Origin of the sequence: Clostridioides sp. GD02377 (genome assembly GCF_045899875.1) — a bacterium.
Classification (GTDB): Bacteria; Bacillota; Clostridia; order Peptostreptococcales; family Peptostreptococcaceae; genus Clostridioides; species Clostridioides difficile_A.
This window is the reverse complement of record NZ_JBJODA010000018.1, coordinates 61,420-87,368: the sequence shown is the minus strand read 5'-3', so window position 1 is coordinate 87,368 and position 25,949 is coordinate 61,420. Positions and strand designations below refer to the sequence as shown.

30 protein-coding genes are annotated in these 25,949 nt (G+C 27.1%); 8 read left to right on the top strand and 22 right to left on the bottom strand.

The annotated features are described in order from the left end of the window. Positions 1-53 precede the first annotated feature (53 nt). On the bottom strand, positions 54-704 hold the full coding sequence (locus Q3304_RS15860; RefSeq protein ID WP_054269171.1) for a GntR family transcriptional regulator: 651 nt from the start codon (positions 702-704) through the stop codon (positions 54-56). A 498-nt stretch (positions 705-1,202) separates the two neighbouring features. Between Q3304_RS15860 and Q3304_RS15855 the strand changes: the two genes are divergently transcribed. Next, the gene (locus Q3304_RS15855) at positions 1,203-1,667 is read left to right on the top strand and encodes a GNAT family N-acetyltransferase (protein ID WP_407814157.1); all 465 of its coding nucleotides are present in this window, start codon (positions 1,203-1,205) and stop codon (positions 1,665-1,667) included. Between the two features lie 370 nt (positions 1,668-2,037). On the opposite strand, the gene Q3304_RS15850 is transcribed toward Q3304_RS15855, so the two are convergent. The 7 genes from Q3304_RS15850 to Q3304_RS15820 form a co-directional block, all read right to left on the bottom strand. Then, positions 2,038-2,496, bottom strand: coding sequence for a hypothetical protein (locus Q3304_RS15850; protein WP_054275887.1), 459 nt, complete (start codon positions 2,494-2,496; stop codon positions 2,038-2,040). Between the two features lie 398 nt (positions 2,497-2,894). Next, the gene (locus tag Q3304_RS15845) at positions 2,895-3,116 is read right to left on the bottom strand and encodes a hypothetical protein (RefSeq protein WP_407814156.1); all 222 of its coding nucleotides are present in this window, start codon (positions 3,114-3,116) and stop codon (positions 2,895-2,897) included. A gap of 308 nt (positions 3,117-3,424) precedes the next feature. Further along, entirely contained in the window at positions 3,425-3,730 is a 306-nt protein-coding gene (locus Q3304_RS15840) for a hypothetical protein (RefSeq protein WP_407814155.1), read from the bottom strand. Positions 3,731-3,962: 232 nt separating this feature from the next. After that, positions 3,963-4,181 carry a helix-turn-helix transcriptional regulator gene (locus Q3304_RS15835; RefSeq protein ID WP_074179116.1) on the bottom strand — a complete coding sequence of 73 codons (219 nt, stop codon included), beginning with the start codon at positions 4,179-4,181 and terminating at the stop codon, positions 3,963-3,965. Continuing rightward, positions 4,182-4,589: a hypothetical protein gene (locus Q3304_RS15830; protein WP_223152707.1), complete on the bottom strand. Its 408-nt coding sequence runs from the start codon at positions 4,587-4,589 to the stop codon at positions 4,182-4,184. Between the two features lie 100 nt (positions 4,590-4,689). After that, positions 4,690-5,178, bottom strand: coding sequence for a DUF3841 domain-containing protein (locus tag Q3304_RS15825; RefSeq protein ID WP_407814154.1), 489 nt, complete (start codon positions 5,176-5,178; stop codon positions 4,690-4,692). 128 nt (positions 5,179-5,306) lie between these two features. Continuing rightward, entirely contained in the window at positions 5,307-5,489 is a 183-nt protein-coding gene (locus Q3304_RS15820) for a hypothetical protein (RefSeq protein ID WP_167641063.1), read from the bottom strand. A gap of 635 nt (positions 5,490-6,124) precedes the next feature. Between Q3304_RS15820 and Q3304_RS15815 the strand changes: the two genes are divergently transcribed. After that, positions 6,125-6,820 (top strand): Crp/Fnr family transcriptional regulator, encoded by a 696-nt coding sequence (locus Q3304_RS15815; RefSeq protein WP_407814153.1) that lies wholly within the window; start codon positions 6,125-6,127, stop codon positions 6,818-6,820. A gap of 152 nt (positions 6,821-6,972) precedes the next feature. Here Q3304_RS15815 and Q3304_RS15810 read toward each other — a convergent pair whose 3' ends face one another. The 3 genes from Q3304_RS15810 to Q3304_RS15800 are packed head-to-tail and all read right to left on the bottom strand — an operon-like array spanning position 6,973 to position 8,363. Next, positions 6,973-7,527: a hemerythrin domain-containing protein gene (locus Q3304_RS15810; protein WP_167641062.1), complete on the bottom strand. Its 555-nt coding sequence runs from the start codon at positions 7,525-7,527 to the stop codon at positions 6,973-6,975. 5 nt (positions 7,528-7,532) lie between these two features. Then, entirely contained in the window at positions 7,533-8,156 is a 624-nt protein-coding gene (locus Q3304_RS15805) for a hypothetical protein (RefSeq protein ID WP_054269161.1), read from the bottom strand. 12 nt (positions 8,157-8,168) lie between these two features. Further along, the gene (locus Q3304_RS15800) at positions 8,169-8,363 is read right to left on the bottom strand and encodes a DUF1858 domain-containing protein (RefSeq protein WP_054269160.1); all 195 of its coding nucleotides are present in this window, start codon (positions 8,361-8,363) and stop codon (positions 8,169-8,171) included. A gap of 258 nt (positions 8,364-8,621) precedes the next feature. On the opposite strand from Q3304_RS15800, the gene ric reads away from it, so the two are divergent. The 3 genes from ric (at position 8,622) to hcp (ending at position 11,691) form a co-directional block, all read left to right on the top strand. After that, entirely contained in the window at positions 8,622-9,317 is a 696-nt protein-coding gene (gene ric, locus Q3304_RS15795) for an iron-sulfur cluster repair di-iron protein (RefSeq protein WP_223152710.1), read from the top strand. A 367-nt stretch (positions 9,318-9,684) separates the two neighbouring features. Beyond that, on the top strand, positions 9,685-9,996 hold the full coding sequence (locus Q3304_RS15790; protein WP_407814152.1) for a cupin domain-containing protein: 312 nt from the start codon (positions 9,685-9,687) through the stop codon (positions 9,994-9,996). Positions 9,997-10,059: 63 nt separating this feature from the next. Beyond that, positions 10,060-11,691 (top strand): hydroxylamine reductase, encoded by a 1,632-nt coding sequence (gene hcp, locus Q3304_RS15785; protein ID WP_407814151.1) that lies wholly within the window; start codon positions 10,060-10,062, stop codon positions 11,689-11,691. Between the two features lie 385 nt (positions 11,692-12,076). Here hcp and Q3304_RS15780 read toward each other — a convergent pair whose 3' ends face one another. From Q3304_RS15780 to Q3304_RS15760, 5 genes are all read right to left on the bottom strand, one after another. Then, positions 12,077-12,694 carry a class I SAM-dependent methyltransferase gene (locus tag Q3304_RS15780; RefSeq protein WP_407814150.1) on the bottom strand — a complete coding sequence of 206 codons (618 nt, stop codon included), beginning with the start codon at positions 12,692-12,694 and terminating at the stop codon, positions 12,077-12,079. Between the two features lie 487 nt (positions 12,695-13,181). Next, positions 13,182-13,625 (bottom strand): GNAT family N-acetyltransferase, encoded by a 444-nt coding sequence (locus Q3304_RS15775; protein WP_407814149.1) that lies wholly within the window; start codon positions 13,623-13,625, stop codon positions 13,182-13,184. Positions 13,626-13,695: 70 nt separating this feature from the next. Beyond that, positions 13,696-14,586 carry a radical SAM protein gene (locus tag Q3304_RS15770; protein ID WP_407814148.1) on the bottom strand — a complete coding sequence of 297 codons (891 nt, stop codon included), beginning with the start codon at positions 14,584-14,586 and terminating at the stop codon, positions 13,696-13,698. A 144-nt stretch (positions 14,587-14,730) separates the two neighbouring features. Beyond that, positions 14,731-15,810: a DNA alkylation repair protein gene (locus Q3304_RS15765; protein WP_407814147.1), complete on the bottom strand. Its 1,080-nt coding sequence runs from the start codon at positions 15,808-15,810 to the stop codon at positions 14,731-14,733. 296 nt (positions 15,811-16,106) lie between these two features. After that, positions 16,107-16,631: a PadR family transcriptional regulator gene (locus Q3304_RS15760; RefSeq protein ID WP_407814146.1), complete on the bottom strand. Its 525-nt coding sequence runs from the start codon at positions 16,629-16,631 to the stop codon at positions 16,107-16,109. Positions 16,632-16,756: 125 nt separating this feature from the next. Between Q3304_RS15760 and Q3304_RS15755 the strand changes: the two genes are divergently transcribed. Together Q3304_RS15755 and Q3304_RS15750 are read left to right on the top strand one after the other, a co-directional pair. Beyond that, positions 16,757-18,121 carry an MATE family efflux transporter gene (locus tag Q3304_RS15755; RefSeq protein ID WP_243194022.1) on the top strand — a complete coding sequence of 455 codons (1,365 nt, stop codon included), beginning with the start codon at positions 16,757-16,759 and terminating at the stop codon, positions 18,119-18,121. Between the two features lie 430 nt (positions 18,122-18,551). Then, complete coding sequence (locus Q3304_RS15750; RefSeq protein ID WP_407814145.1) at positions 18,552-19,229, top strand: Crp/Fnr family transcriptional regulator; 678 nt, start codon at positions 18,552-18,554, stop codon at positions 19,227-19,229. A 410-nt stretch (positions 19,230-19,639) separates the two neighbouring features. On the opposite strand, the gene Q3304_RS15745 is transcribed toward Q3304_RS15750, so the two are convergent. From Q3304_RS15745 to Q3304_RS15720, 6 genes are all read right to left on the bottom strand, one after another. Beyond that, on the bottom strand, positions 19,640-20,221 hold the full coding sequence (locus tag Q3304_RS15745; RefSeq protein ID WP_054269149.1) for a 4Fe-4S binding protein: 582 nt from the start codon (positions 20,219-20,221) through the stop codon (positions 19,640-19,642). Continuing rightward, positions 20,214-20,444, bottom strand: coding sequence for an ATP-binding protein (locus Q3304_RS15740; protein WP_054269148.1), 231 nt, complete (start codon positions 20,442-20,444; stop codon positions 20,214-20,216). Before Q3304_RS15740 ends, Q3304_RS15745 begins: the two co-directional genes overlap by 8 nt. A 638-nt stretch (positions 20,445-21,082) precedes the next feature. Then, a complete protein-coding gene (locus Q3304_RS15735; protein ID WP_167640313.1) occupies positions 21,083-21,358 on the bottom strand; it encodes a Mor transcription activator family protein in 276 nt (91 codons plus the stop codon). A gap of 75 nt (positions 21,359-21,433) precedes the next feature. After that, positions 21,434-22,756, bottom strand: a complete 1,323-nt coding sequence (locus tag Q3304_RS15730) for a replicative DNA helicase (RefSeq protein WP_407815451.1) — start codon at positions 22,754-22,756, stop codon at positions 21,434-21,436. A gap of 264 nt (positions 22,757-23,020) precedes the next feature. Next, on the bottom strand, positions 23,021-24,259 hold the full coding sequence (locus Q3304_RS15725) for a conserved phage C-terminal domain-containing protein (protein WP_407814144.1): 1,239 nt from the start codon (positions 24,257-24,259) through the stop codon (positions 23,021-23,023). Between the two features lie 442 nt (positions 24,260-24,701). Further along, on the bottom strand, positions 24,702-24,959 hold the full coding sequence (locus Q3304_RS15720; RefSeq protein ID WP_054269144.1) for a Mor transcription activator family protein: 258 nt from the start codon (positions 24,957-24,959) through the stop codon (positions 24,702-24,704). Positions 24,960-25,662: 703 nt separating this feature from the next. On the opposite strand from Q3304_RS15720, the gene Q3304_RS15715 reads away from it, so the two are divergent. Further along, positions 25,663-25,884 (top strand): DUF1659 domain-containing protein, encoded by a 222-nt coding sequence (locus Q3304_RS15715; RefSeq protein ID WP_054269143.1) that lies wholly within the window; start codon positions 25,663-25,665, stop codon positions 25,882-25,884. Positions 25,885-25,949: the final 65 nt, after the last annotated feature.

Sequence of the window (25,949 nt, the reverse complement as noted above, 5' to 3'; positions counted from 1 at the left end):
TTTTTTTAGGAAGCCTTATGGCTTCCTGTAATATATAGAAATCTCTAAGTACATTATTCATCTTCACAAAAGCGTTTAATAGTTCCTTGAATATGACTTCTTAATTTCTCCACTGCTTTTTTTGTATCTCTGCTTTCAATAAACTTCAATATTTCAAAATGGTCTTGCACTGTTCCCTCATAATTACGATTTTTTAATGGTCGTATCAGATAATTAACTACTACAAATCTTCCTTGTATACCAACATATACATCATTTAAAATCTCATTATTAGCACCTTCAACAATAGCTTTATGTAATTTTAAATCTGTCAATGCAAGTTCTACAGATTTTTCTTGTTTATAGAACTCTTCACATTTAGCTGAATATCTTTTTATCACTTCTAGCTTTTGTTGAAATACTTCTTCTTCCTCTTGCATCATTTTTTCTAAGGCATATGTTTCAATCAGTGTTCTTGTTTCACAAACTTGCTTTACCATATCGTATTCATACTCTGGTACATACACTTTTCCATTTGTCATAATAGTAAGCACACCATCTTTATTTAACATTTTTACTGCTTGTACTACTGGTGTTCTGCTTACTTCAAATTTTTCACAAAGGTCATTTAGTAAGATTTTTTGACCCACAGAGTATTCACCACGAATAAGACTTTCAATAATCTTATGATATAAAATTTCATCTAAATTTGATTTTACTTTCACTACTATCACCTTATTTCTATTCTTTTGCCATATTATAATAAAAACATAATTTCTAAAATAGTATTAGACAAATTAGACTATAAAAGCTTATTATGTCTTAATAATTGGAATAATATGTTACAAAAAGTATAGCATCTTTTTATTCTTTCCGCAATAAATAAAAAATAAAAAATTTTAAATTTAAAATTTTTATTTTTCTATTTTTAATTTAGATTTTTAATATGTTTATATTATCATTAATATATTTTAAATTTTATACTGCTTGAGTTTTATATTTATGAGTTTTATATTTGGTTGATATGTATTTTGGTACTCGCCCAAGACACTTTTACTTTATTAAATAAGTCTTTGCTAATTTTAATACTTTTATTTGATTTTCTAATGAAAATTTTTTATAATAAAAACTTATACATTATGATTATACTCTACTTTAAGTACACATACAGAAGAAAAATCGATGCATAAATATTAAAATTTGATTTGAAATTAGGAGGATGTGTGAAACTAAATAAAGTTATATTTACAGAAGAACATGCTATAGAAATTACTAATTGGAAATATGAGGGGGAATATTCAATATACAATCTGCCTTCATGGAATGAGATTAAAAAGAATAATTTTTCACTAGCAAAAGAAGATAAGAGAAAAAATTTTATAAGTTTTATAGATGATAATAAAGAATTGATAGGTTTTATAAACTTATTAGATAAAGGAAGCTCTGTATTCTTTGGTATTGGTATAAAGCCAGATTATTGTGGAATGGGAATTGGTAAAGAAATAATTAGTTTAGGCCTAGAAGAATGTAGAAATAAATATAGTACTAAACCTGTTGTATTAGAAGTAAGAACCTGGAATACGAGAGCTATAAAATGTTATGAGTCCCAAGGATTTAAAATAGTTGAGACTAAGATACAAAAAACTTATTTAGGGGATGGAGAATTTTTTGTTATGAGGTATAAATAGTTTCAAAATTAAGTTACCTATTTTTACAACTCTAAGATACTGAATATCTAACAAATTCTTTTAAGTTCATTATATATTTTTATTTCTAGGTGAAATCTGCTACTATGTATATATAGTTTTAAAGTCTAAGATAAGGAGAATTAATATGTCAAATGATATTAAATTAATAAAAAAAGAGATAAATAAAAACCAAATAAAAAATGGTTCTTATTTTTAAATATATATGATTAAATTAGATACAATGAAACAGTTAATCTTATAATTCTTAACTATTGAATTAAACTAAAAAAAGCAGTTAATCTTATAAGATTAACTGCTTTAAAAATCAGAATTTTAGATTTTGATGATTAATATTTAATTATAACTCTCATTATAATGTAATTGACAATCTTTCAAATGCGGACTTTGCCTCTTCTTCTCCAGACAAGCTACCTATAACTACACCTGTATTTGAGTCCTTAACCCAAAGAACAAAGTTATTTTCTGTACCAGCTTTACCTTCAAATTCGTAAAAGAAATACTTATTTTCATCTTTCTCTTTATCTTCAAGAACTTTTACTCCTTTAGCAGTCTTTATACTTTGATATTTTTCATAACCTTCTTTTGTAGTAAATATCCCTTGTAATACTTCCTCATCATCCTTTTTTACAGTAAACTTTCCATCTTTCTGTGTTAATGAATAGCCATCTGAAGTGTCTAATTTTACCTTTATCTTATCACCAGTTTCAACCTCAAATGTATATGACATTGCAGAGCCAGAACAAGAAGTTAACATTATAGTAAATAAAAGCATTAGAAACAAAAGTTGTATCTTTTTATGTAATTTCATATTATACTTACCTCTCCATTAGAATAAATATCAATTATTTTTTAAAATTTTAACTTTATAAAATCTAAAAATATGTTTATTTATCCTAATATTTATTTTATTAATAAAATAGACTTTAAAAACTTTCTCTATTAGTTTTGTACATCATACTTGCTTAAAATAGATTATTTAAGTGTAAAATTTAGTAAAAATATACTTTGACTATATTTAATTTTGTCATCAAATCATCATTACAATTATAATATCTACTTCCAAATTCCGATTTGGTTGTATTGTAGCATATCCATATATCAAAGTCATTGTTTTATTTTTAAATATACCCCCAAGCAAATACTTTATCAGTATTTACACTACTTAATAATAACTTACAACTAAAATATAATGGCCTATAAATTAAGCTATACGTCACCAATTTTATCTGTATCTTCAATTTTTAATGTACAAATAAACGCATCTTTCATAAAATCAATGAAAGATACTATATAATCTTTAATTTTTTCGTTTGGCATCTCTTCATGAAAGGTATGAATAATACCAAACACCAAAAACTTAGTATCAAGAGTCACATTTGTATAATGAAATACATTTTCTCTTACACCTTGCTCTATAATTGGAATCATAACATCAACCAGTTACTTAACAACATTGTCTAGTCTACTTGCTCTTATATCAGAATTTTCATTATATCTTTCTTCAAATTCATGGTGCTTCATTTTGTATTCAAACATACACTTTATAATGGTATTTACCTTACATAATATATTATGACTTTTATTTCTAAAAATTATATTACATATAAAAAAGAAACTACATTCCAGCTTTATACAGAACATAGTTTCTCTAAAAATAATCGAATTTGGATTTTAAATAACTAAAAACAAAACCTTACTTGTTTTTAATCTTCCAATTTTTATAGTAGATAATTTAGTTAATTAACTCTTAAATGTTTGTCTTCTTTAACAAATTTTCTTCTTATTAAGAAATATGCAACTATTACAACAAGCTCTATAGCTAAAAACATGCCGAAAGTAGCTATAGAATCTACACTCTCTATGCCATTTCTGAAGAAAATTAAAGCCACACCTACTGCTATAATACCTACAGCATTTTTTCTTACAGCATTTTGACCAACTCCATAAAAAGAAGGAAAACCTCCTTTTATCTCAATGAATGTCAAAATTAATCCAATAGCTATAAATAATACTCCTACAACTTCCATAATCATACTAGGCATTTTGCACCCTCCTTATTAGAGAATTAACTACTACTATAAAAATATTCATTATTTTTATAATTACATTATATCTACGATTAGATAATTTTGGAAGTATATCTGATATTAATTTTATATTTATTTAACTTAATTTTTTTATGATAAAAATACACTTATTTTTATGCGAATCTTAATACATATTTTCAACTTTATAAAACCGTTCATCTTCTAATATATAATTAAGCTCTGAAATTTAAATGCTATCTTCTTCAACAAATTCAAATAAATCTTCTACAGTTGTATTAAATATCTTAGCAATATCCATCGCTAATTTTAAAGAAGGATTATATCGACCATTTTCTAAATGTACGATAGTCTCACGTCTTACCCCTACTGACTTTGCAAGTTCTCCTTGTGTCATAAGGTGCTTTTCTCTATAGTATTTAATTTTTGTCTTTAGTGATACTGACACCTAATTGTATATCCCCCTTCTATCAAAATATATAAATAAAAATAACTTCAACAAAGATTGAATAAACAAAATGACTAATAAAAACATCCCTAAATTTAAATTCGATACATTTATATCCAGTGTTGCAAGGGATACAGAGATTATAACCAGAGAATAAAACAATACTTTTATCGCAATCCCATTAACTCTTGATAGTATGTATTTAGATGCTTCATCGACCAAATCATCATTCTTTTGGTCATAAATCCATTGACATACTACAGCTACTACCAAAAAAATTATAGGAATATACTCAATATTACTTCCTTTAAAAAAATATTTGTTTACCAACGTTGCTCCAAGACAATAGGCAACTGCTAGTGTTTCTGAAATAAGTGTTGATTTAATACCAATTTGTCGTTTAGACATATAAAATCACCCCTTAAAAAAAGTTATGTATTTATAACACCTCTTGTTATAAATATATAACTTTATGGAATAAATTTCAATGGAAATATCAATATAAATATCATTTTGCAACAAATTCTTTCATTAATTTGACTTTGGATAGAGAAACTTTGGATGTTACTCCTTGAAGAGTCAAGTCTTCTATATTCACTTCATTGAATTTTGAACATAATTCCAAGTCAAATATTCTTTGCCAACTTATCTCTTTTTCAATCTGTTCATCTTCATAAATCTCTACAGCAATATCCATCAAAGGTAAATGCCATAGGTCAAAATCCGATAACAGTACATTATCTCTGCTTATTTCTATTTCAAGTAAGACACCTTTTGTACCTTTTTCTAAGTATCCACTACATCTTAAATCAGGTCTATTCAACCAAACCCATATCATACTATCATCAAATTTAGGTATTCTATTTATCATTTGAGCATACATCCATCTATATGGAATATCAAAACCTTCTACTATAAGAGAATAATTATTTAATAGATATTTATTATTCTTATTATTATTCCAAAATTTTAAAGTCTGTATAGTATAAAACTTCATATATAATACAACTCCTTTTCAATATATTTATACTATTTGATTATACATATTTTTAAAAAATATAAATATATCTAAATATTGATTAATAGGTATATTATAAAAAAGTCTACAAAATATACATAACTTGTTTAATTTAAATTAAGTTTACATAGCAAAATCATTATATTATGCATACAAGACTCAACAACATCCTCTCCATACTTTGTAATAAAATCCTCAACTTGAGTTTCTATAAATAAATCATATTCTTCCAAACTAAAAATATAGGCTGTCATTGTATGAACACATTCGTCCATCATATCTTTAAACATAATTTATCCCCCCATAAATAAAAAATATTAAGTAGATATAAAATATCTAATATACAATTAACTAACAACTTTAGGTATTTAACATTCATTAAAAGTCAATTACATTAATAAATATAAAAAAGTTTAATTATTATTGTAAATAGTTATGTATATTATGTGTTAATTATTAATCTTTTTATAAAATTGTTTAATGCTCTTTTAACCAGTTTTTTTGTTTCTGACAATTGTTAGTTCCTGTGACACCTCTATTTGCCACAATAAATTAAATATTATCATTTTTCTGTTAATTCAAGTGTTTTTAAATAATCTTTTCATCTTTTAACTTTATCTTCAACTTAATTTTTATAATTACTTATAATACAAATATATGTATCATATAGAATCCCACTCTATTGATTAATTTAAATTTTATTGTTAAACACAAAATAATCAATATAATTATACTTAATATTTATTAAATTACATTATCAAATAAATATTTACTTTATTTTACATTTTAAAGTATTGTATATTTATTTAAAATATATTATTTCTACAAAAAATAATTTTTATAAACTACTTGTTATTCTTTATCAATTATACTATATTTATTATAGTGATTGCGTAACCACAGATACAAAGGAGAAAATAACAATATGATTAACTTGTATATTGATTTAATTAAAAAATCGGAATTATTTAAAGATATGAATGAAGTTGATATTGTGAATGTTTTAAAATGTTTAAATCCAAGTATTCATAAATACAAAAAAGATGAACATATTATAAATCTTGGAGATAAAATTAGTAAAATTGGCTTGGTTGTAGAAGGTGAAGTAATTGTTCTAAAGGAAAGTATTGAGGGAAACAGTGCAATCATATCTATAATCAAATCGGGTGACATATTTGGAGGAACATTTATATTTTCTGCTCTTGATTTATGGCCTGTCACTGTCAAATCACAAAAAAATTGTACAATTTTATTTTTTGAAGGTTTTAATGTAATACCTAGATGTACAAAATCATGTTCTTGTCACACAAAAATGTTAGAAAATTTTATAAAAATACTATCAAACAAGACACTTGTACTGAATAAAAGAATTGAATATTTGTCAATAAAGAGTGTGCGTAGTAAAATTGCAACATACATACTAGAGCAATATAGTTACAAAAAAAACAATAACATAGACTTAGCATTAAATCGTAACGAACTTGCTGATTTTTTAAATATATCTAGACCTTCTCTATCAAGAGAAATATGCCGAATGAGAGATGAAGGAACAATTGATTTCCATCTATCAACGTTTAAAATAAAAAATATGGAAGCTTTAAAAAAAGATATCCTTTTCTAATAAATATAAAATCATTTAATTGGATAATATTTCAGATATACAAGTCTTATTAATTGGATAATTTTAATTATATTTGATAATAAACTTGTTTTAGTTTTGTTCAATGAAAAAGAGGCTTATCTCTATTTTGAGATAGCCTCTTTCTTGTAAGTTTACATATATTTATGTTCAAGTAATTCTAACATCTGAATATATTTATTTTGAAGTCCAACATTTTCCATATCCTTTTCAAAAGTTTCACATTCAGAGTTGATTTTGCATAAAGTTTCTTCACAGAGTTCCCTTCTTGCAAATGAATATGCAACATTATTTTCTCTATCTATGTGTCTTGATAATAAATTTGCATATGACATAGAATTGGCTAATATATCGAGTCTTGCATCCTTATTTCCATCTAAAAATTTTTTAAGTGATTCATCAAGTTCTTTTATATATAATCTTCCAAGGTCATGTTCAACAAGCATACCAAATTTAACTAGTTTTTCAGCTGGACCACCAATTTCATCAACCATTCTTGTAAACAAAAATTTTTCTTCCTTTTCATGATGGTGTTTATCTGCATAATGTTTTACAAAATCAATAATTTTGTAGAAATCATTGTAATCAACATTGTTTCCATCTAAAATATTTAAACATATGCGTCTTATAACTTTTAACATTCTTTCTATGTTTTTATGTTCTTCAATCATTAATGTGATTGCATCCAATGTATTTACACCCTCTTTATTATACTTAGATTTTTATTTCTAACATAAACATAATTTACATCTTTTTTACTTAACAACCCATTAATCCATGCATCTCTAAGAAGGTGGAAGTTGTTTATATCACCATCTACAGCCTTCCAATATTCTTCATGAATGTCAATCGAACTTCTCCATTTGACTAAATTATCATCACTTTCAATCACTTCATTTATTCTATCACATGGCATACCTTCAAGCATGTAGTCAAATATCAATTTGAAAATTTCTTGTGGTGAATATCCTTCTATATCAACATCTTCAGCTAAAGTTACTGCATTTTTATAGAATATTTCTGATATCTCATCCATGTTAATAACATTTTGATGTAATAATTTAGTAATAATATATGCCAAACGTTTTTCAACACTTATTATCCTTTCTTGAAGCCATCCATGAATATTTGAATTATCTATTTCATTTTCTAGAGAACCCACTATAGGATGTCCAAATTTCAAGTAAGACTCTTCTACAAGCAAATTACAATCAAACCCCTTTTTTTCTGCTAGACTTAGAATTTCTTTTAAGAGTTTTTCATGCAATTGAATTTTATTGTATAACCAAAAATGAATTTTTCCTAAAAAAGCACTCATATTTATAACTCCTTAAATAAGATTTTCATTTAATGATTTAATAACTTTATCTACATCTATATCATGTACTTTACAAGCCTCTTCTATTGTTTCTGCTTGTGCAGAAGGGCATCCTACACACCCAAATCCGAAACCTGCTAGAATATCTATGCTATTAGGATATTCTCTAATTAATTCTCCTATAACCATTTGTTTTGAAATTTTCATTTTTATTTACCTCCAAACATAATTTGTATTTTCTAAATTTATTATATTATTATCTTTTTTTACATTCGGTATCCAAAGTTACAAATTTAAATTATTATGAAAAGCATTATATTAGTTATTTGTATCTAAAACTTCAATTTGTAATTCAGGTTACATAATATTTACAGTATCTATGATAGATTATAACAATAAACATTTTATATCCACTAAAAAATAATGCACAAAGTTTCCTATAAATAAAAAGGAGGTAAGACTTACATGAAGATTTTAACTAAAGAACAAAGAATAGGTGACATAGTAACACAATATCCAGAATCTGCAAGGATATTCAACAATCTAAAAATAGATTATTGTTGTCATGGTGACCAATATCTTGAAAAAGTATTGAAGGAAAAAGGAATTAATGTTTTTGAGTTTCTAGAAAATTTGAATAACAAATACAAAGAATTTTTAAATTCAAAAGAGACATACATAGATTGGAAAAATGAAAATCCATTAAAATTAATTGACAATATAATCAAACAACATCACCATTTTACCTTTAAAGAACTTGATGAAATTGACCAATTGTTGCTTAAAGTTTTTAGTGTACATTATCAACACAGTAGTACAGAATTAAAATCTGTCTATAAATTATTTTGTAACCTTAAAGCTGAATTAGAAGGACATTTAATAAAAGAAGAAGAAGAGTTATTTCCCATGATTAAAGAATATTTAGAAGAACCTTCAGTGTACTTAAGGGATGAAATAATGAAAATGATAGGTGTAATCGAATATGAACACACAGTAGCAGGCGAAATATTACAGTCTCTATATAGGGAAACCAATGGATATAATATCCCTAATTGGGGATGCACTACTTACAAATTAGTATATGACAAATTGGATAATTTAGAAAAAGATTTATTCATCCATATTCATAAAGAGAATAGTATATTATTTAAATTAATATAGACATAAATTAAAAAACATAACTTATTATACTAAATTATTGTCAGGTAATATGAATCAAATAGATAGTAATATAGCTTTTTAGTATAAACAATATACATAAAAAATTTAACTATATACTTAAATACACCATTAGAATAAACCCATAAATGATTTTATATAAAAATAGTGTGATAAAATAAATAATTCATCATTGTCATACAAAATCTAAAAAGATATTTTAAGAAAATTTCCATATTGTTGCAATTGCAACATACTAAATATAGTTATCCATATTATAATAACACTATAGTTACAACTTCAAATTTAATAAGATATTATTAACTTATTTTAGCAAGATATTATGAACTTATTTTAGGAGGTACTCATTATGGTTGAACAAATATTTAAGTTATCTGTTCCTAACAATGAAAGAATTGTAAAAAAGGTTATTTCTCATGAAGATTTTAGTTACCTTCAAATAGTTCTTAATAAAGGTGATAAGTTGGCAAAATATCTATCTAATGCAAATACTTATATTACAGTTGTAAGAGGAACACTTTCTATATGTTTAGGAAAACAAGAGATTCATCAATATAATGCTGGTATTCTTTTAAAAATTCCAATTAATACAAAAATAGATGTGAAAAATTTACACGATGATGTATTAGAATTAATTGTTATAAAGGTTCCAGTATCGTAGTAATGATAGTGCATTATTTTTTAAAAATTTAAAACAATTATAAAATAATTAGGAGGAAAATATATGAGTATGTTTTGTTATCAATGTCAAGAAACAGCTAAAGGTACAGGTTGTGAAATAAGAGGTGTATGTGGTAAAAGTGAGGAAGTTGCAAAATTGCAAGATTTACTCGTTTATGTTACAAAAAACATCTCTGAAATAGTAGTTAAAGGAAAAATAGACGTAAACTCTATAAATGAAATAAACCACCAAGTAATAAAAAGTCTTTTTATTACTATCACAAATGCTAATTTTGATGATAATGCAATTGAAAAACAGATTTACAAAATGATTGATTTAAGAACTGAATTAAATAAACAAGTATCTGATATTATATTAGATAATAAAATAAACTTTGAAATAAATGATAGGGTTTCAATGTTAGAACAGGCATCAAAAGTGGGTATTCTTTCAACTGAAAATGAAGATATTCGTTCTCTTAGAGAGCTGATAACTTATGGAATTAAGGGAATGGCTGCATATGCTCATCATGCTCTAAATATTGGTAGAGAAGATTTTAGTATATATGAATTTATATATGAAGCTCTTGCTGGCACTATTGATGATTCCTTAACAACAGATGCTCTTGTTGCATTAACACTTAAGACAGGTGAATTTGGGGTAAAAGCGATGGCTCTTTTAGATGAAGCTAATACTTCAAGATATGGAAATCCAGAGATAACAACTGTTGATATTGGAGTAAGAAACAATCCTGCAATATTAATATCAGGACATGACCTTACAGACCTAGAACAATTATTAGAGCAAACAAAAGGCACAGGTGTTGATGTATATACTCATAGTGAAATGTTACCAGCTCATTATTATCCTAAATTTAAGAAATATGATAATTTTGTAGGAAATTATGGTGGAGCTTGGTGGAAACAAGTTACAGAATTTGAAACATTCAATGGTCCAATATTGTTCACTACAAATTGTATTGTACCACCAAGAAGTGAAGAAGTAAAAGAAAGAATATTTACATCAGGCGCAACAGGATATCCTGGTTGTACACATATTAAAGCTGATAAAAATGGTAAAAAAGATTTTTCATCAATAATTGAGATGGCAAAAAAATGCAAACCACCAGTAGAAATTGAAACTGGTAATATTATTGGTGGATTCGCACATAATCAAGTATTTGAATTGGCAGATAAAGTTGTTGATGCAGTAAAATCAGGTGCAATAAAAAAATTCTTTGTTATGGCTGGATGCGATGGTAGAATGAAGTCTCGTGAATATTATACTGAATTTGCTGAGAAACTTCCAAAAGATACAGTTATTCTTACTGCAGGTTGTGCAAAATATCGTTACAATAAACTTAATCTTGGAGATATTGGTGGTATACCAAGAGTACTTGATGCAGGTCAATGTAATGACTCATATTCTCTTGTTGTAATAGCTTTAAAACTTAAAGAAATATTTGGACTTGAAGATGTTAATGAACTTCCAATTGCATTTAATATTGCTTGGTATGAACAAAAAGCAGTAATTGTATTGCTTGCACTACTTTACTTAGGAGTTAAAAACATCCATCTTGGACCAACATTACCAGGATTTTTATCACCTAATGTTGCAAATATTTTAGTTGATAATTTTGGTATATCAGGTATTGGTCAAGTTGATGATGACATCAAATTATTTATGGAAAGATAAATTATATTAATCATATATAAGAGCGAAGTTTCTATTCAATTTTAATTGAGATACTTCGCTCATTTTATAAACAATTATAATCTACTATTTGTAAATTATTTAAATTAATTATGTTCCTTATGAATTTTATTAAATTAATCTATATATAAGTTAATTAGCAGAATATATATTTTAATAAAGAGATATGTATAGTTTCTTCTTATGAATGAATATCATTCATTTACTATTTAAAAAAATATTCCTCATTTAATTTATTATATCTCTACTATCTCCCACTTCTCTACACCTATCTATATATATTTCTCTACTATTTACCTCATCCCTATTTCTATTTCTCTGATATGTATACTCATCTATATATCTATCCCTCTCTATATTAATTACATTATTGCTTTTTATTTTTAGCTGTTACAATATATGAAGTATTATTTACATTCTTCCACACAATATCATTAAAATCTACAGATAACAATCCACAGATTTCTTTCTCTGAGTACATTTTTACATCTCCATTTTTACTGTATTTCATAAAGACATTCATTATATCTCTAAACAAAAATGGTTGCCAACAATCACAAATTATTAAATTCCCTTTTGATTTCAGTACTCTACTTAGTTCTGATAATACTCTATCTGGTCTAGGATAATGATGAAAAGAATCATTACAGTACACAACATCAAAAAAATCATTTTCAAAAGGAAGATACTCAGAATCTCCTAAAACTAAAGTAGCACTTTCCTTTAACTTACCTCTTGCCACTTTCAACATGTTTTCAGAAATATCAATTCCATATGCCTTCTTTTTACAGTCCTCATTTAAAATAGCTTGTAATACGGCTCCTGTTCCACACCCTAAATCTAAAATAGTGTCATATGAAATTTTTGAAAGTTCTTCAATCAATACTGGATAGAGATTTCTAGCATGTTGTCCTTTTATATCTTGGTCATAAGTATTTGCTTGATTATTAAATGCCTGTTTTGATTTTGATTTTATATCTTTCATATTCAATCCCCCTTCTTCTTGCCCATAGTATAGCACAAGGTATTTTGCATGTCAATGAATGATATTCATTCATTATTTAATTCCAATATGTTTTAATGCTAGTTTTATTCTAGCTTTATTTTAGTTTTATCTTTGTTTTGTTTTAGTCTTGTTCTAGTTTTATCTTTGTTTTATTTTAACTTTATTTTAGTTTTATATTAAAATGACATATTTATATTTTTAATGTCAATTTGACCTTTTTTAGAAAATTTATTTACCTTATCTACAACTTTAAATCTCCACTCTACAACTTTAAATCTCCACAAAAAAAGAAAGTATCATGATAAATACTCACATCTATCACAATGCCTTCTTTTACTATCTAATCAAGACTAATATACAAATCTACAAAATAGCCTCTAACCTTCTACATACTTAAATTAAACTAAATTAAAACCAATACACTTACATCATAAAACCATTATAACTATCTAAAAATACTGTTTATCTAAAATCTATATGATAAATACAACATATCAACACACTGTAATTCCCCTTCAAAGATTGGCTCTGGATAATTATCTACAAAAAAGTTTTTGATTTTATGTGAATAAACAAAGCCAAATCTCTCATAAAATGGTATCCCACTTTCAGCTGTACCAACGATTATTGATGAATATTTTTTACTATACACATCTAAAATATGATTTATCATCTTTGATGCATAGCCCTTATTCTGAAAACACTCATATGTGGCAATATTTTTTAGCTCACAGATTTCTTTAGAAACCTCATTTACAACTGCTATACAAGTAATCTCTTCATTATCATACAAAGCATACATAGTACCTTTTTCAAGATATTTATCAATCATTTCCTCATATGGGTCAGCTAACATTAAAAGGTCAATTTGACTTTTTTTGTTTTCTTTTATAGTTTTTATTTCTATCATAAGTTCTTCACCTCGTTTTATGTAGATTTTATTTTAATATGCTTCTATAATATCATATCTAGAACTCATCTTAGAAAAATTTCATTTGAGTATATGATTCTGACCTCTTGTAAGCTTTTACAATATCTTTCATATCTGTCAAAATACCATAACGTCTACATTCTTCTTTGAATAACTTCTCACAATAATCTTTATTAGGAATACTACATAAATAGTTTAAACCATATAACCTTTGATATTTAAGCACTAGTTCTGGAGATATATTTTTTAAATGCTTATAAAAAAACTCTCTCTGACCACTACGCATTGTCACTCCATACATACAATAAATAAATTTTGCATTAGCCTTATGTGCTTTTTCTACAATTGCTCGTATTTCATCTTTATTATCAGTCAAAAATGGTAACATAGGAGTCAATAATATACCACAGAAAATTCCAGCATCATTAAGTTCTTTTACTGCTTCAAATCGCTCAGAACTTGGATTTACATTGGGTTCTATTTTCTTTGATAATTCATCATTTGCAGTGGTTATAGTTAGCTTTACAATAGCAGAGTTATTTGTTTTGATTTTCTGTAAAATCGGTATATCTCTAACTACCAAGCTACTTTTGGTATCAATAGACACTCCAAAGTGATTTTCTGCAAGTAAATTCAATGCTTGCTTAGTAATACAAAGCTCCTTTTCAAAAGGATTATATGTATCAGACATGGCACCAATACCTACCACCCCTTTTTTTCTTTTTGAACGCAATTCCTTACTTAGAATTTCTATCACATTTTCCTTATATCTAACTTGGTCAAAGTTTTCTATGTTGTATATTGTGCTACGGCTATCACAGTATATACACCCATGAGGACAACCACGATAGAGATTCATATTATAATCTATTCCAAACCATCTTGTATTTTCAAACTTAACTTTCTGTAAAATTTGTTTTGCTGGTATACTCTCAATCATTCTCTTATACCTGATTCCTTTATATAATTTTTTAATATAAAAACCATAGTAGTTTTCAGATTATCTTTTTATAAGTTATTAAACACACACTTATAATTTCCTGTTAATTTTTTGCAATGACTGCTATGTCTTACTAAAATAAAATTATACACCTAGGTCAAAATCCAGTTTACCTTGTTCGACACCATTAACAATAAGTGTAATCGAATGTACCCCTGGGTAATGTTTCCTTACACTTATATCTGCAAATGAATGCTTTTTCTTGTACAACTTCTTCTCATTTTCTTTTAATGAAACTTCTGATATTTTAAATATCTTCCTGTTCCTTTTTCCATTGGATTTCACATAATCAATCCCATATTCAAGTCTTGTTTTCGTAGCTTTTTTCGCTAAAATAGTAAATGAAAAAATTAAATTTTCTCCAATAGAAATAGGTGTTGTGTCTAATGCAAAGTCCTGAACATCTATTGAAGTGGTATCATCGTACCCAAAAAGGGCTAATACATCACGATTACCCTTTTTTAGTAGAGTTCTGCAACCATGTTTTAAAATCCAGTTAGTGTGTTCATTTTTTCCATACCAATCCTGTGCGAGATTGATAACTAAATCTGGATGTGTTTTGGATATATCGTTTAGATTATTAGCCACACTCTTTCGTACATATAGTGATGTATCAGTCTTGAGCTGTTCCAAGATAGGTAGAATAGGTGTGGGGTCTTTTTTAAAGCTTGTTATTGCTTGTGCCCAAGGCAATTGAGGACGACAACCCTCACTTGCGAGTCTTCTAATATGTTCATTTTCATGTTTAGACCATCTATACATCTGTTCCATCATACGCTTTTCATCCTTGATGATAAATACCCTTACAGCAAACTCCGAAGACCAGTACTCAGTATTTCGTTCTAACACACTTATAGATAAATCCCAATCTGCATCGTTCTGTCCATAAACCTCAACAAAATCTGGAAGGAAAAATGCAAAAGGAAATCTTCTGACAGATTGTTCAAGAATGGAAATAGCATCCTTGTAGTTTGATGGTAAATACTTTCCTAAATTCATACTTATTTTTCTACATCTAGATTTTAACTCTAAATTATCCCACGTCTCATCTATTGTCGATTTTATAAACTCATCCACTTGAAATGGGTTATAGACTGATTGGATAGCCAATGCAACCTCATAAAGTGACTTGTGATTAAACTTATTTTTTAGTAAGTCTGGCATATAACTATTCCTCCTTCTATGTTTGATTTATTAATCATATACCACAGAACAAGACACCAGTGTGTCATATTACTAAATCTTCATCATAAAATATAAATAATCCTCACTCTTTTTATATAAATAATATTTCATTATCTTTTATGCTAATTTTTATTCAATAAATTAAGCCTGATTTTCTAATTATTATCCATATTTTTTTTGGAATAGCTTTTGTCCTATGATTAAACCAGTTTTTCTAATTAATTTACATACTTTCTTTTATGCTAGATTTTATTCAATAAATTAAATCCAACTCTCTAATTATTGTCCATACTATCTTTTAAAGAATTTATCCACGTTTCTAGTGACTGAGCTAGTACTAACTGTTGGTCCAACACTGCTTTTGCTATATCCGGTACATCAGTCTTTATACTTATGTTTTCTTCAATAGTTTTCTTTAGCTCTTGTATATTTTCTTCAATGTTTTTAAGGCATAGTTTCTGTTTTTCTGGTGTAAGGCTATTTAAATTTACTATGACAGCATTAAAATCTAAAAATATGTTTATTGGCTTAGAAGCCGTATCAAACATTAAATCTAAAAAATGTTCTTCTCCCAATTTAGTTAATGAATAAACTGATTTCTCTGCCATTTTACCCTTCTTCACAGATGTACTTTCAATATATCCCTTTTCTTCTAATTGAATTACCTTTTTATAAATTGATGGTGTACTTATTTTAACCCAACGTGATATTTTTCTATATTCTACTGCTTTTTGAATATCATAAGCACTCTGAGGCTCTTGCTTTACTATACCTAATACAATTAAATCTATTGTAGCCATAAAAATTCTCCTCTCATTTTCTTTCTATTGACAAATACTATAAATTATAGTACTATTTTCCATACTTACTATAATTTATAGTATTATAATTTAGAGTTAATGTCAATAGAAAAGGGGTGTTTAACATGAAAGAAAGTAACAAGAAAATTGAATTATTGGGGTCTGCTCCAATACCAAAAGCATTATTAGCTATGGGGTTACCTACTATGATAGGTATGATGATAACTGCATTGTACAATCTAGTAGATGGGTACTTTGTAGGTGGACTGGGAACCAGTCAGATGGGTGCTATATCTGTTGCATTTCCATTAGGTCAGCTTGTTGTTGGATTAGGTCTATTGTTTGGAAATGGAGCTGCTTCATATATCGCAAGACTTTTAGGTCATGGTGATAATGAAAAGGCAGGTAAAGTAGCTAGTACATCTATTTACAGTAGCATTATAGTAGGTGCATTAGTCATTATTGTTATTATAATTTTTCTAAATCCTGTTTTAAAATTATTAGGAGCTACAAAAAGTATCATGCCTTATGCAGTATCTTATGCAAGTATTTATATAGTATCCTCTATTTTCAATGTATTCAATGTCACTATGACTAATATTGTCACAAGTGAAGGAGCTGCTAAAACAAGTATGTGTGCAATGTTATCAGGTGCATTGCTTAATATGATTTTAGACCCTATATTCATTTATACTTTTGGTATGGGGGTAAGGGGTGCCGCTATTGCAACAGCTATCTCTCAGATAGTTTCAACACTTGTTTATATACGATATATTTTCAGCAAGAAAAGTATGTTTAGTTTTAGAATTAATGAATGTTGTTTTTCAAAAGATGTCATGTCAGAAATTTTGAAGATTGGTATCCCTACCTTGATATTTCAATTATTAACTAGTCTTGCTATCACATTAACTAATATGGAGGCCGCAAAATATGGTGATTTTGCTATAGCTGGTATGGGTGCAGTGACACGAATAATGTCTTTAGGTAGTCTTATAGTATTTGGCTTTATAAAAGGATTTCAACCAATTGCTGGCTATAATTTTGGTTCAAAGAACTACGATAGATTGCATAGTGCAATAAAAACATCCATACTATGGACTACAGTATTTTGTGTAGTGCTTGGTCTTGTAATGATAATCTTCCCAAAGGTTATAATCTCACAATTTACAAGTGGTGATATGCTATTGATTGAATGTGGAAGTAAGTCACTTAGAGCAAATGGACTTTCATTTATGTTATTTGGTTTTTATACAGTGTATTCTACATTATTACTTGCACTAGGAAAAGCAAAGGAAGGTGGATTTTTAGGTATGTGTAGACAGGGTGTGTGTTTTATTCCTATAATTTTGATTCTTCCTGTATTTTATGGATTAAATGGTATTTTATATGCACAGCCAATAGCTGATTTGGTGGCTGCAATAATTGCAGGTTTCATGGCAATCAAGCTACATAAAGAGCTTAAATTTTTAAAAACAAACTCTATCTTTTAAAATATATATAAATTTTAAATCTATTTTTAATATCTATTGTATAGATTCTTCATATATGTCCTTTTATCAAATAGTTATCGCGTAGATTCTTCATATATATTTTTATTCAATAAATAAAACTATTGTATATCTTTCGTAAGCTCAAAGAATTATACAGTAAGTACACTATCAAATAGTTCTTTCTGCTTACTAGATATACCTAAATTCATGTATTTATCACTTCATATAATAACTGCAATCTATAAATATATTAATACTCCCCTTTATATAATTTACTCATTAATAGGCAAGAATATAGGTATTATCATATTTTTTCTACACAAATCATACTATTAATATCCACTTAAACAATCCTACTAATAAACTACTTGTTATTTTATTAATTCACTTGTATCATGGGATTATAAGATTTTAAGAAAGGAGCGCTTACATGATTTCACAAAATGATATTGATATACTTACACACAGTTTGCCTTTTTGGGATAAACTCACTGACCCACAAAAAGAGCTACTAATTGCCTCAGCAGATATCTCCCATTATAAAAAAGGAAATCCCATACACTGTGGCGATAGTGACTGTATTGGTGTTTTAATCATAAAAACTGGAACAATACGTACTTACATACTTTCAGATGAAGGTCGTGAGGTTACACTCTTCCGCCTTGATAATGGTGATGTATGTATCTTATCAGCTTCATGTATTCTGAAAACAATAACTTTTGATGTATATGTAAATGCTGAAACGGATTGTGATATTATACAGATTAGTTCCTCTGTTTTTTCAAAGTTGTCTACTGAAAATATCCATGTAGAATTATTTTCATATAAATTAGCTACTGAACGTTTTTCTGATGTTATGTGGGCAATGCAACAAATTCTTTTTATGAGTTTTGATAAGCGTTTGGCATCTTTTTTAATTGATGAAATAGCTAAGGATAACAGTACTACTATAAAGATGACTCATGAGCAAATTGCTAAGTATATGGGTAGTGCCAGAGAAGTTGTGTCTAGAATGTTAAAATATTTTGCTAGTGAAGGTATTGTGTCTTTATCTCGTGGTGGGATAAAAATATTGGATAAGGATAAGCTTCGTTCTTTGACATTATAAGTACAAGAGATTCTTTTTTAGAATGTCATAAAGAATTAATAATTGATTTTAAAATACTTTCAATATAAAAAGTATTTCTATATGGTATTAGTTATATCTACTTAATAGTTGTATATACTAGAAACTTTCCCATCCTAATTTCTAATAATTGCTGAATAATATATTTAAATAATTATTGTACATTTTAACATAAATATAAACATGCTTAGTTGCAAGTAATTCTAAGTTCATACAAACTTACTTGCAACCAAGTCTCTTATTCATTTTTTTATTCTTTCACTTGCAATATCATAGACTAAACCATCTTCCCTAAATGATATAACTTATTATCTTCATTACATTATTCAAAATCTACCTCAATATTTTCAAGGTCTTTTTCGCTGATATTTAAATCTTCATAAAACCTCTTTCTATACAGATTTACTCTTTGCCTTACATATCATCTGAGTCATAGTCCCCATAGGACAATAAACACACCATGAACGAGGCTTAAACAATACCATTGTAATCAATCCAAGTACAGTCGATGTAAGCATAACACTATAAAAACCAAAAGCAAACTGTACCACCCAAGGTGAAACTAAAGTTCCATGATACGCCCACTGCCAAGGCATTTTTATAGTCCATAGCAAAGTCACTACCTCTTTAAGACTTCTACTCCCTTCAAATACTAAATAAGTTGAGAAAAGCATATTAATAAACATCACCATAAAAAACGTCAAAAACCCATATCTAAACCACTTACTTCTAATAAATCTAGGAATATCTTTATTTCTTGACAGATTTAATTTATTTCCAAGCAGATTAAACAGTTGCCCTCTTCCACAATACTTATTACAATAGGCCTTATTCCCCTTGATAATAGAAATAATTAGTGGTACAAAGAAGCAAATTAATCCAATCCAAGCGAAAATAATATTTACAAATCCTAATATTAAATATATTGAGGAAAAAATCCATAAATAGTCATACCAATGTTTTTTATTATTCATGACACTTACCTTCTTCCTCTTTTAATATTGTTATAATCTCAATCACAGATGCTGGACATGTCTTTTCACAAATACCACATCCAACACATAAATCTCTATCAATTTTTGCACTAATACCCTGTGGAACTGAGATTGCCCCTCTTGGGCATACTTTTATACAGCTTCCACAAGCTACGCACTCATTTTCTAAAATATTTGCATACTTCTTTTTTTTGTTAGACATAATAACCTCCCTATATTATTAATCTATAAGAATTATATCAATATATTTGCTTTTTATCTGTGACTTAATCACATAAAATATCAATATTAAAATTGTACTCTATCTATGGAAGAAATTTAATTAATAACGAACCTATCTATTAGTTTCTAATCTTACATACATTTTTACTCTATTACTCACAATCTCACCTATCTATTACTTATAACTTTATACACATTCCTACTCTATTATTCACAGCTTAGACCTGTCTATGCTCGTAATTTTATACACATATTTCTTTATTAATCACACATCATACTCTTATACAAACTTTAACTACACACGCACATTTACCTTATTAGTATAGTTTAATACCTTAAAATCTTGCATATTCTTAACTATACATCCCATTTTACCTTACTAATTATAATTCATTCCTTTACATACTCACAATCTTATACACAGTTTTACCTTGTTAGCCACACATTTAACCCAAATATAACTCCAACTTTATTCACAAAATCATGTTATTAATCACACTTAGATTCCTCTATATCCTTAAACTTATACACATTCTTAATCTATTAATCACAATTTAACCCCAACTACATTAACCTATATTTTATGAACACCTCAAAATTGCCTTCTCCAAATCAACTCTATTTTTTTCTTACAATATACCTGACATTAATAACACTCATATCGAACATTCTTGCTAACTCCATATAATTTTTTCCATTAAACAATTTAATCATAAGCTCATTTCTAGCATCTTTTAAAGCACCTTCCATTGTCTTAATATAAAAATAGGTTCCCCCGCTTTTTTGACACAACTTAAGATATTCCAGCAAACTATACTTATGTAACTCCTTTGGAATACTCACTTCTATCTTGTGTTCTTCAAGTAATTCTATAATTTTCTCTAATTCTAGCATATTTTCACCTCATATTTTATATTATATTTCCTGTTTCTTACCTTTCAATAAGCTTATTATAGCTATCCTACTCACCTAATACTTTAGCTCCTGAAAATGCAACTTATCCCCAAAATAGCAAAAGTGCTTATGCTTGGTCTGTCCATCTCTACACTTTGCAACGATTAAATCAACCATCTTAATTCCCCTGTACTCTGATTCCCTAACTGCTTCCTCACTTTCTCCTATATCTTTAACTGCTTCTTCATAATCACTCCCTTTTAATTGATGTATATAAACCACATTGTTGCTATCGTGGTAAATAGCCTTACTATCCCTCATGGGTCTATCTCCATAAGGTCTTGAATCTTTCATTTCATCATTTAACTGACTTAATTGAATTATTGGTATATCAAAATCCAAAGTCATATTTTTAAGCTCTCTAGAAAATGTAGCTACTTCTCTTTCCCTTTTATCCATACTTTTCTGAGATGTAAGTAGTTGCACATAATCCACTATTAATAAATCTGGCTTTACCTGCCTTATCCTCTTTCTAATTGAACTAATTGTATCTATCTTGTCATTTATGTAAATTAAGTTATTCTCACTCAAATCGCCTATTGCACTTACAATAAGCTTCCAATCATTTTCACTTATCTCTTTAGACTTCATATTTCTTGTACTTACACCTGTCATCCTACATATATTTCTCATAAACACTTGCTCGCTAGTCATCTCTCTACTTATAAATAAAGTCTTTTTTCCTTGCTTAACTGAATTTAACATTATTTGAAGTGCCAAAGCAGTCTTTCCAACCCCAGACTTAGCTGCTATTGTAGTCAGTTCCCCTTTAAAAAGACCACCTATAGTTGCATCAAGTAACTTTATGCCAAATTTAAAACCAACTTCTTTATCATTTTCCAAGAAATCTAGTACCTTTTCTGCAATACTATTTACATCATCATTTTCATGGGTATCTCTGTCTAAAATTTCTTTTATATTATTTTCAAACTTGTATATACAGGTATCGATATTTTCTCCAAGGTTTAGACTTTGTAAAAGTCTTTGACAGTTTTGATTTATACTTCTTCTAGCTAAGTTTTCTTTTAAAATCTTAATATGGCTATCAATCCCAAAATTCTGTCCCCAAGTGATTAGACTAGTTAAGTCACTCGTTTTTATCGCTAGAGATTTTCTATCTATCCTAGACTTTACAGTAGCTACATCAATCACTATGTTTTCTTTTTTAAGCTCTTTCATAATTTTAAATATCTCAAGACATGTATTTTCCATAAACATGTCCTCACTTAATTCATCTAACTTATAGTTTAATTTATTGTCTAAAAGAATTGTGCCTAAAATAGATTTTTCTATTTCAACATCTGATTTACCCATATAAATTAATCTCACTTTCTTCATAAGTTTTTTATATTTTAATTTTTAAGTACATTATCGGTTATAAATACATTATTCATTATGATATGATATGTTGTTTGTTATGAATATATTGTTAGTTACAATACTATTGGCTATGAATACATTATTAGAATAAAAATACATTGCTAGTTATAGATACATTACTAATTATGACGTGATACACTGTTTATTATGAATACATTGTCAGTTACAATATGATTATTAGTTATAATACGACAATTAGCTACGAATACATTATTATACTAATTAAATTTCACATATAGGATTCCAGTACCTTACATTCTCATGTTTTTTTCTCTCACGACTACTATTGTCATATGTTGTATAGTTAGAATGTCCATAATTACAGTTGTGGTGACTATTGCCCTCTTTACACTGATAAACATTGTTTTGACTTTTTATAGATATGTTTTCATTCACATATGATTCAAATTTATAGCTAAATAAAGTCTCTGGTCTTATATACATTTCCATTATGGTATTCTTCCACTTAGCTACTTTTACCTCAATAACTCTGTAGAAATCTTCTAAGACATAACCTTCCTTTAGCCTTTCATTGATAAGTTTTATACTTATTGGAGAATTGATTTTAAAATTCTTTCCTGATTTTTTGTTTAGCATGTTTATAATATTTTGTTGTATATTTTTTTTATTAAATTTATTTAAAGATTCTTTTTTACTTGTTACAGATTTAGTTTCTTTTTGTATATTATGAATGCGATTAAAGGAATTATTTTTACTTGTGATACCTATATCACTGGATATTTTGCTATTGCTGGATTTTATGACATTTTTAACTTGATTATTTTCTATACTATTATTAACTCTTTTATATATGTCATTGTATGTATCATTAAGGCTTAGATTTACTGGTTTTGATAGTAGATTAGAGTTGTCCTCTTTTGATTTTTTTATATTAAAGGATTCATTGATATAGTTTTTGATAGTGTTAATATTAGAAATGGATTTATTAATTATAGTGTCTTTGCTATGGAAATTATCACGACTATACTCTGTATCGTTAGACAAATCCTTATTATCTTTATACTCAAGCTCTACATTCACGCCACTATTAAAGGATTCCTCTTTATCATAATAATCAAATTCTATATCACTATCAATATCAACTAAATCCCCATTAACATCACCTTCCATGTGAGTGTTTTCAGATAAGTTTCCATTAAATTCTACACTTACATAACTATATATAGAATGGTTTTTACCTTTTACACCTTTAGCTACCAACCTTATTATTCCTAAATCCAAAAACTCTCTTACAAGCCTGCTTATAGTAGAAATAGACAGATGTAAGTCTGTAGCAGTTCTTCTCACTGTCATATAAAATTGACCCATTGGTAAAGTACCTTGAAACCTTTGTATATTTTCTTTTCTCATTATATAGTGATTAAATCTTATTTTGTTAATATCATTCTTTATATCAAAACCCAATACCGCTGAATTCAATTTGTAAAATCCATTACTCATCTCTATTTCCCCCATTTCTATTAATAAGTGCTTGTAACAAGTTAATTATTATTTTTATATAAATAACACAATAGTTTAAATATAAATATATATTTTTTTTAATTACATAACTTATTCCTTAAAATATCTATTTATATCCTTAAAAATACAAATATATTATGTCATATTAATTTATATTTTTTTATTTATATGGCTTATTTACTGTTTTTTCCCCTTTGTACAAGCAATTGTATCATTTTATCTATTTTTTAGCCAACAAATATTTTCGACTATTTTCTTTACATTCTCAATATATCTCCAGTATCTAACAAATTCTTTTATAGAATATACAATGTATTTAAATTAAAAAGCAGTAATTTTAGTTTTTCTGTCTAAAAAAATTTTGCAAAATGTCTTTTCTGTCTTTTATCTTTAGACTTTATGAGACATTTTGTATTATATTTTATATTCCATTTTCATTTAATATTCGCTTAAGATTACTTACACACATATTATACTTAATAGCCAACTCGTTGTAATTTACTCCATTAAACTGTTTTACTATCTCCCTATCTCTTGCATATCTAAAAAGCCCCTTACATGTTGGTATATAGGTATTTGTCCCTCCATACAACTTAGCAATCTCTATGAACTTATCAATCCCCACTATTTCTATCATTGCATGAAACTGAACTGGTATATCCTCTAATTTTATTTTCATAAACTACATTCCCCCTTAAAATATTTTTTATAACCTTAACAAAGTTTTTATTCAGTATATTATTAAATCAATTAACTTTATTGATTTTCAATCAGCTCTATTAACTCAATCAGTTCTATTAAATCAATTAACTTTGTTGATTTTCAATCAACCCTATTGACTCAATTAACACTATTTACTAAAAAAAATGCTTATTAATTTTACACTTTCATTTGCTCCAGTATAAATCTTCTTAATCTAATAACTTTATTTATCTGAACAAAAAATTTACTCCTTTTAATAAACTTAATAAAATTTTTCATAACATAATAACTTTGTTGGCCTTAATAAAGATTTTAATGGTTTAAAAGTAAAATGTTAATATTGGACTTTTAACTTTTTTATTTACAGATTAAATTTAATAATTTTTTAAACACTCCCCAATCTTTGAGTATTTAATTTTAGACACACACAATTTCAAACAGCAATAGCTCAAAGTCCTAGAAAAACACACAAATACCACATCAAAAATATTGAAAATAAGTCTTCAAATATAACATATAAATTAAATAAATATACCTACATCAAAATTTTTCCAATAAAAATTTACACAAATAATCTTAAGAAATTACTGTTTAACTCCGATATTATCTTAGATGATAGTATTATAGTTACCAAAGAAAGTCGACAAATCTTTGAAATTAAATTTTTAGGAGGTAATTTTATGGCAGTTGTTTCAACAAAAAATTTATCTAGTATAAAATTGAAATTGGATGCTGGTTTTGATGATAAGGGTAAGGCGGTTATTAAAAGTAAGTCATTTGCAAACGTAAAGGCAGAAGCATTGGATGATGATGTTTATACTGTTGCAGAAGCAATAGCAGGGCTTCAAGAAAACCCTATTGTAGATATTTTAAAATTAGATAGTACATCATTATCTAAATAATATCTTTTAAATATACCAACAACAATTAAAATCAACCACTAATAGCAACAATTAAAAATATAAAT

What these genes read in the sequence shown, in the direction of transcription:
- Q3304_RS15850 (WP_054275887.1), bottom strand. Translation starts at nt 2,496, where the DNA reads ATGAAATTACATAAAAAGATACAACTTTTGTTTCTAATGCTTTTATTT.
- Q3304_RS15845 (WP_407814156.1), bottom strand. Translation starts at nt 3,116, where the DNA reads ATGATTCCAATTATAGAGCAAGGTGTAAGAGAAAATGTATTTCATTAT.
- Q3304_RS15840 (WP_407814155.1), bottom strand. Translation starts at nt 3,730, where the DNA reads ATGCCTAGTATGATTATGGAAGTTGTAGGAGTATTATTTATAGCTATT.
- Q3304_RS15830 (WP_223152707.1), bottom strand. Translation starts at nt 4,589, where the DNA reads ATGTCTAAACGACAAATTGGTATTAAATCAACACTTATTTCAGAAACA.
- Q3304_RS15825 (WP_407814154.1), bottom strand. Translation starts at nt 5,178, where the DNA reads ATGAAGTTTTATACTATACAGACTTTAAAATTTTGGAATAATAATAAG.
- Q3304_RS15820 (WP_167641063.1), bottom strand. Translation starts at nt 5,489, where the DNA reads ATGTTTAAAGATATGATGGACGAATGTGTTCATACAATGACAGCCTAT.
- Q3304_RS15815 (WP_407814153.1), top strand. Translation starts at nt 6,125, where the DNA reads ATGATTAACTTGTATATTGATTTAATTAAAAAATCGGAATTATTTAAA.
- Q3304_RS15805 (WP_054269161.1), bottom strand. Translation starts at nt 8,156, where the DNA reads ATGAGTGCTTTTTTAGGAAAAATTCATTTTTGGTTATACAATAAAATT.
- Q3304_RS15800 (WP_054269160.1), bottom strand. Translation starts at nt 8,363, where the DNA reads ATGAAAATTTCAAAACAAATGGTTATAGGAGAATTAATTAGAGAATAT.
- ric (WP_223152710.1), top strand. Translation starts at nt 8,622, where the DNA reads ATGAAGATTTTAACTAAAGAACAAAGAATAGGTGACATAGTAACACAA.
- Q3304_RS15790 (WP_407814152.1), top strand. Translation starts at nt 9,685, where the DNA reads ATGGTTGAACAAATATTTAAGTTATCTGTTCCTAACAATGAAAGAATT.
- hcp (WP_407814151.1), top strand. Translation starts at nt 10,060, where the DNA reads ATGAGTATGTTTTGTTATCAATGTCAAGAAACAGCTAAAGGTACAGGT.
- Q3304_RS15780 (WP_407814150.1), bottom strand. Translation starts at nt 12,694, where the DNA reads ATGAAAGATATAAAATCAAAATCAAAACAGGCATTTAATAATCAAGCA.
- Q3304_RS15775 (WP_407814149.1), bottom strand. Translation starts at nt 13,625, where the DNA reads ATGATAGAAATAAAAACTATAAAAGAAAACAAAAAAAGTCAAATTGAC.
- Q3304_RS15770 (WP_407814148.1), bottom strand. Translation starts at nt 14,586, where the DNA reads ATGATTGAGAGTATACCAGCAAAACAAATTTTACAGAAAGTTAAGTTT.
- Q3304_RS15765 (WP_407814147.1), bottom strand. Translation starts at nt 15,810, where the DNA reads ATGCCAGACTTACTAAAAAATAAGTTTAATCACAAGTCACTTTATGAG.
- Q3304_RS15760 (WP_407814146.1), bottom strand. Translation starts at nt 16,631, where the DNA reads ATGGCTACAATAGATTTAATTGTATTAGGTATAGTAAAGCAAGAGCCT.
- Q3304_RS15755 (WP_243194022.1), top strand. Translation starts at nt 16,757, where the DNA reads ATGAAAGAAAGTAACAAGAAAATTGAATTATTGGGGTCTGCTCCAATA.
- Q3304_RS15750 (WP_407814145.1), top strand. Translation starts at nt 18,552, where the DNA reads ATGATTTCACAAAATGATATTGATATACTTACACACAGTTTGCCTTTT.
- Q3304_RS15745 (WP_054269149.1), bottom strand. Translation starts at nt 20,221, where the DNA reads ATGAATAATAAAAAACATTGGTATGACTATTTATGGATTTTTTCCTCA.
- Q3304_RS15740 (WP_054269148.1), bottom strand. Translation starts at nt 20,444, where the DNA reads ATGTCTAACAAAAAAAAGAAGTATGCAAATATTTTAGAAAATGAGTGC.
- Q3304_RS15735 (WP_167640313.1), bottom strand. Translation starts at nt 21,358, where the DNA reads ATGCTAGAATTAGAGAAAATTATAGAATTACTTGAAGAACACAAGATA.
- Q3304_RS15730 (WP_407815451.1), bottom strand. Translation starts at nt 22,756, where the DNA reads ATGAAGAAAGTGAGATTAATTTATATGGGTAAATCAGATGTTGAAATA.
- Q3304_RS15725 (WP_407814144.1), bottom strand. Translation starts at nt 24,259, where the DNA reads ATGAGTAATGGATTTTACAAATTGAATTCAGCGGTATTGGGTTTTGAT.
- Q3304_RS15720 (WP_054269144.1), bottom strand. Translation starts at nt 24,959, where the DNA reads ATGAAAATAAAATTAGAGGATATACCAGTTCAGTTTCATGCAATGATA.
- Q3304_RS15715 (WP_054269143.1), top strand. Translation starts at nt 25,663, where the DNA reads ATGGCAGTTGTTTCAACAAAAAATTTATCTAGTATAAAATTGAAATTG.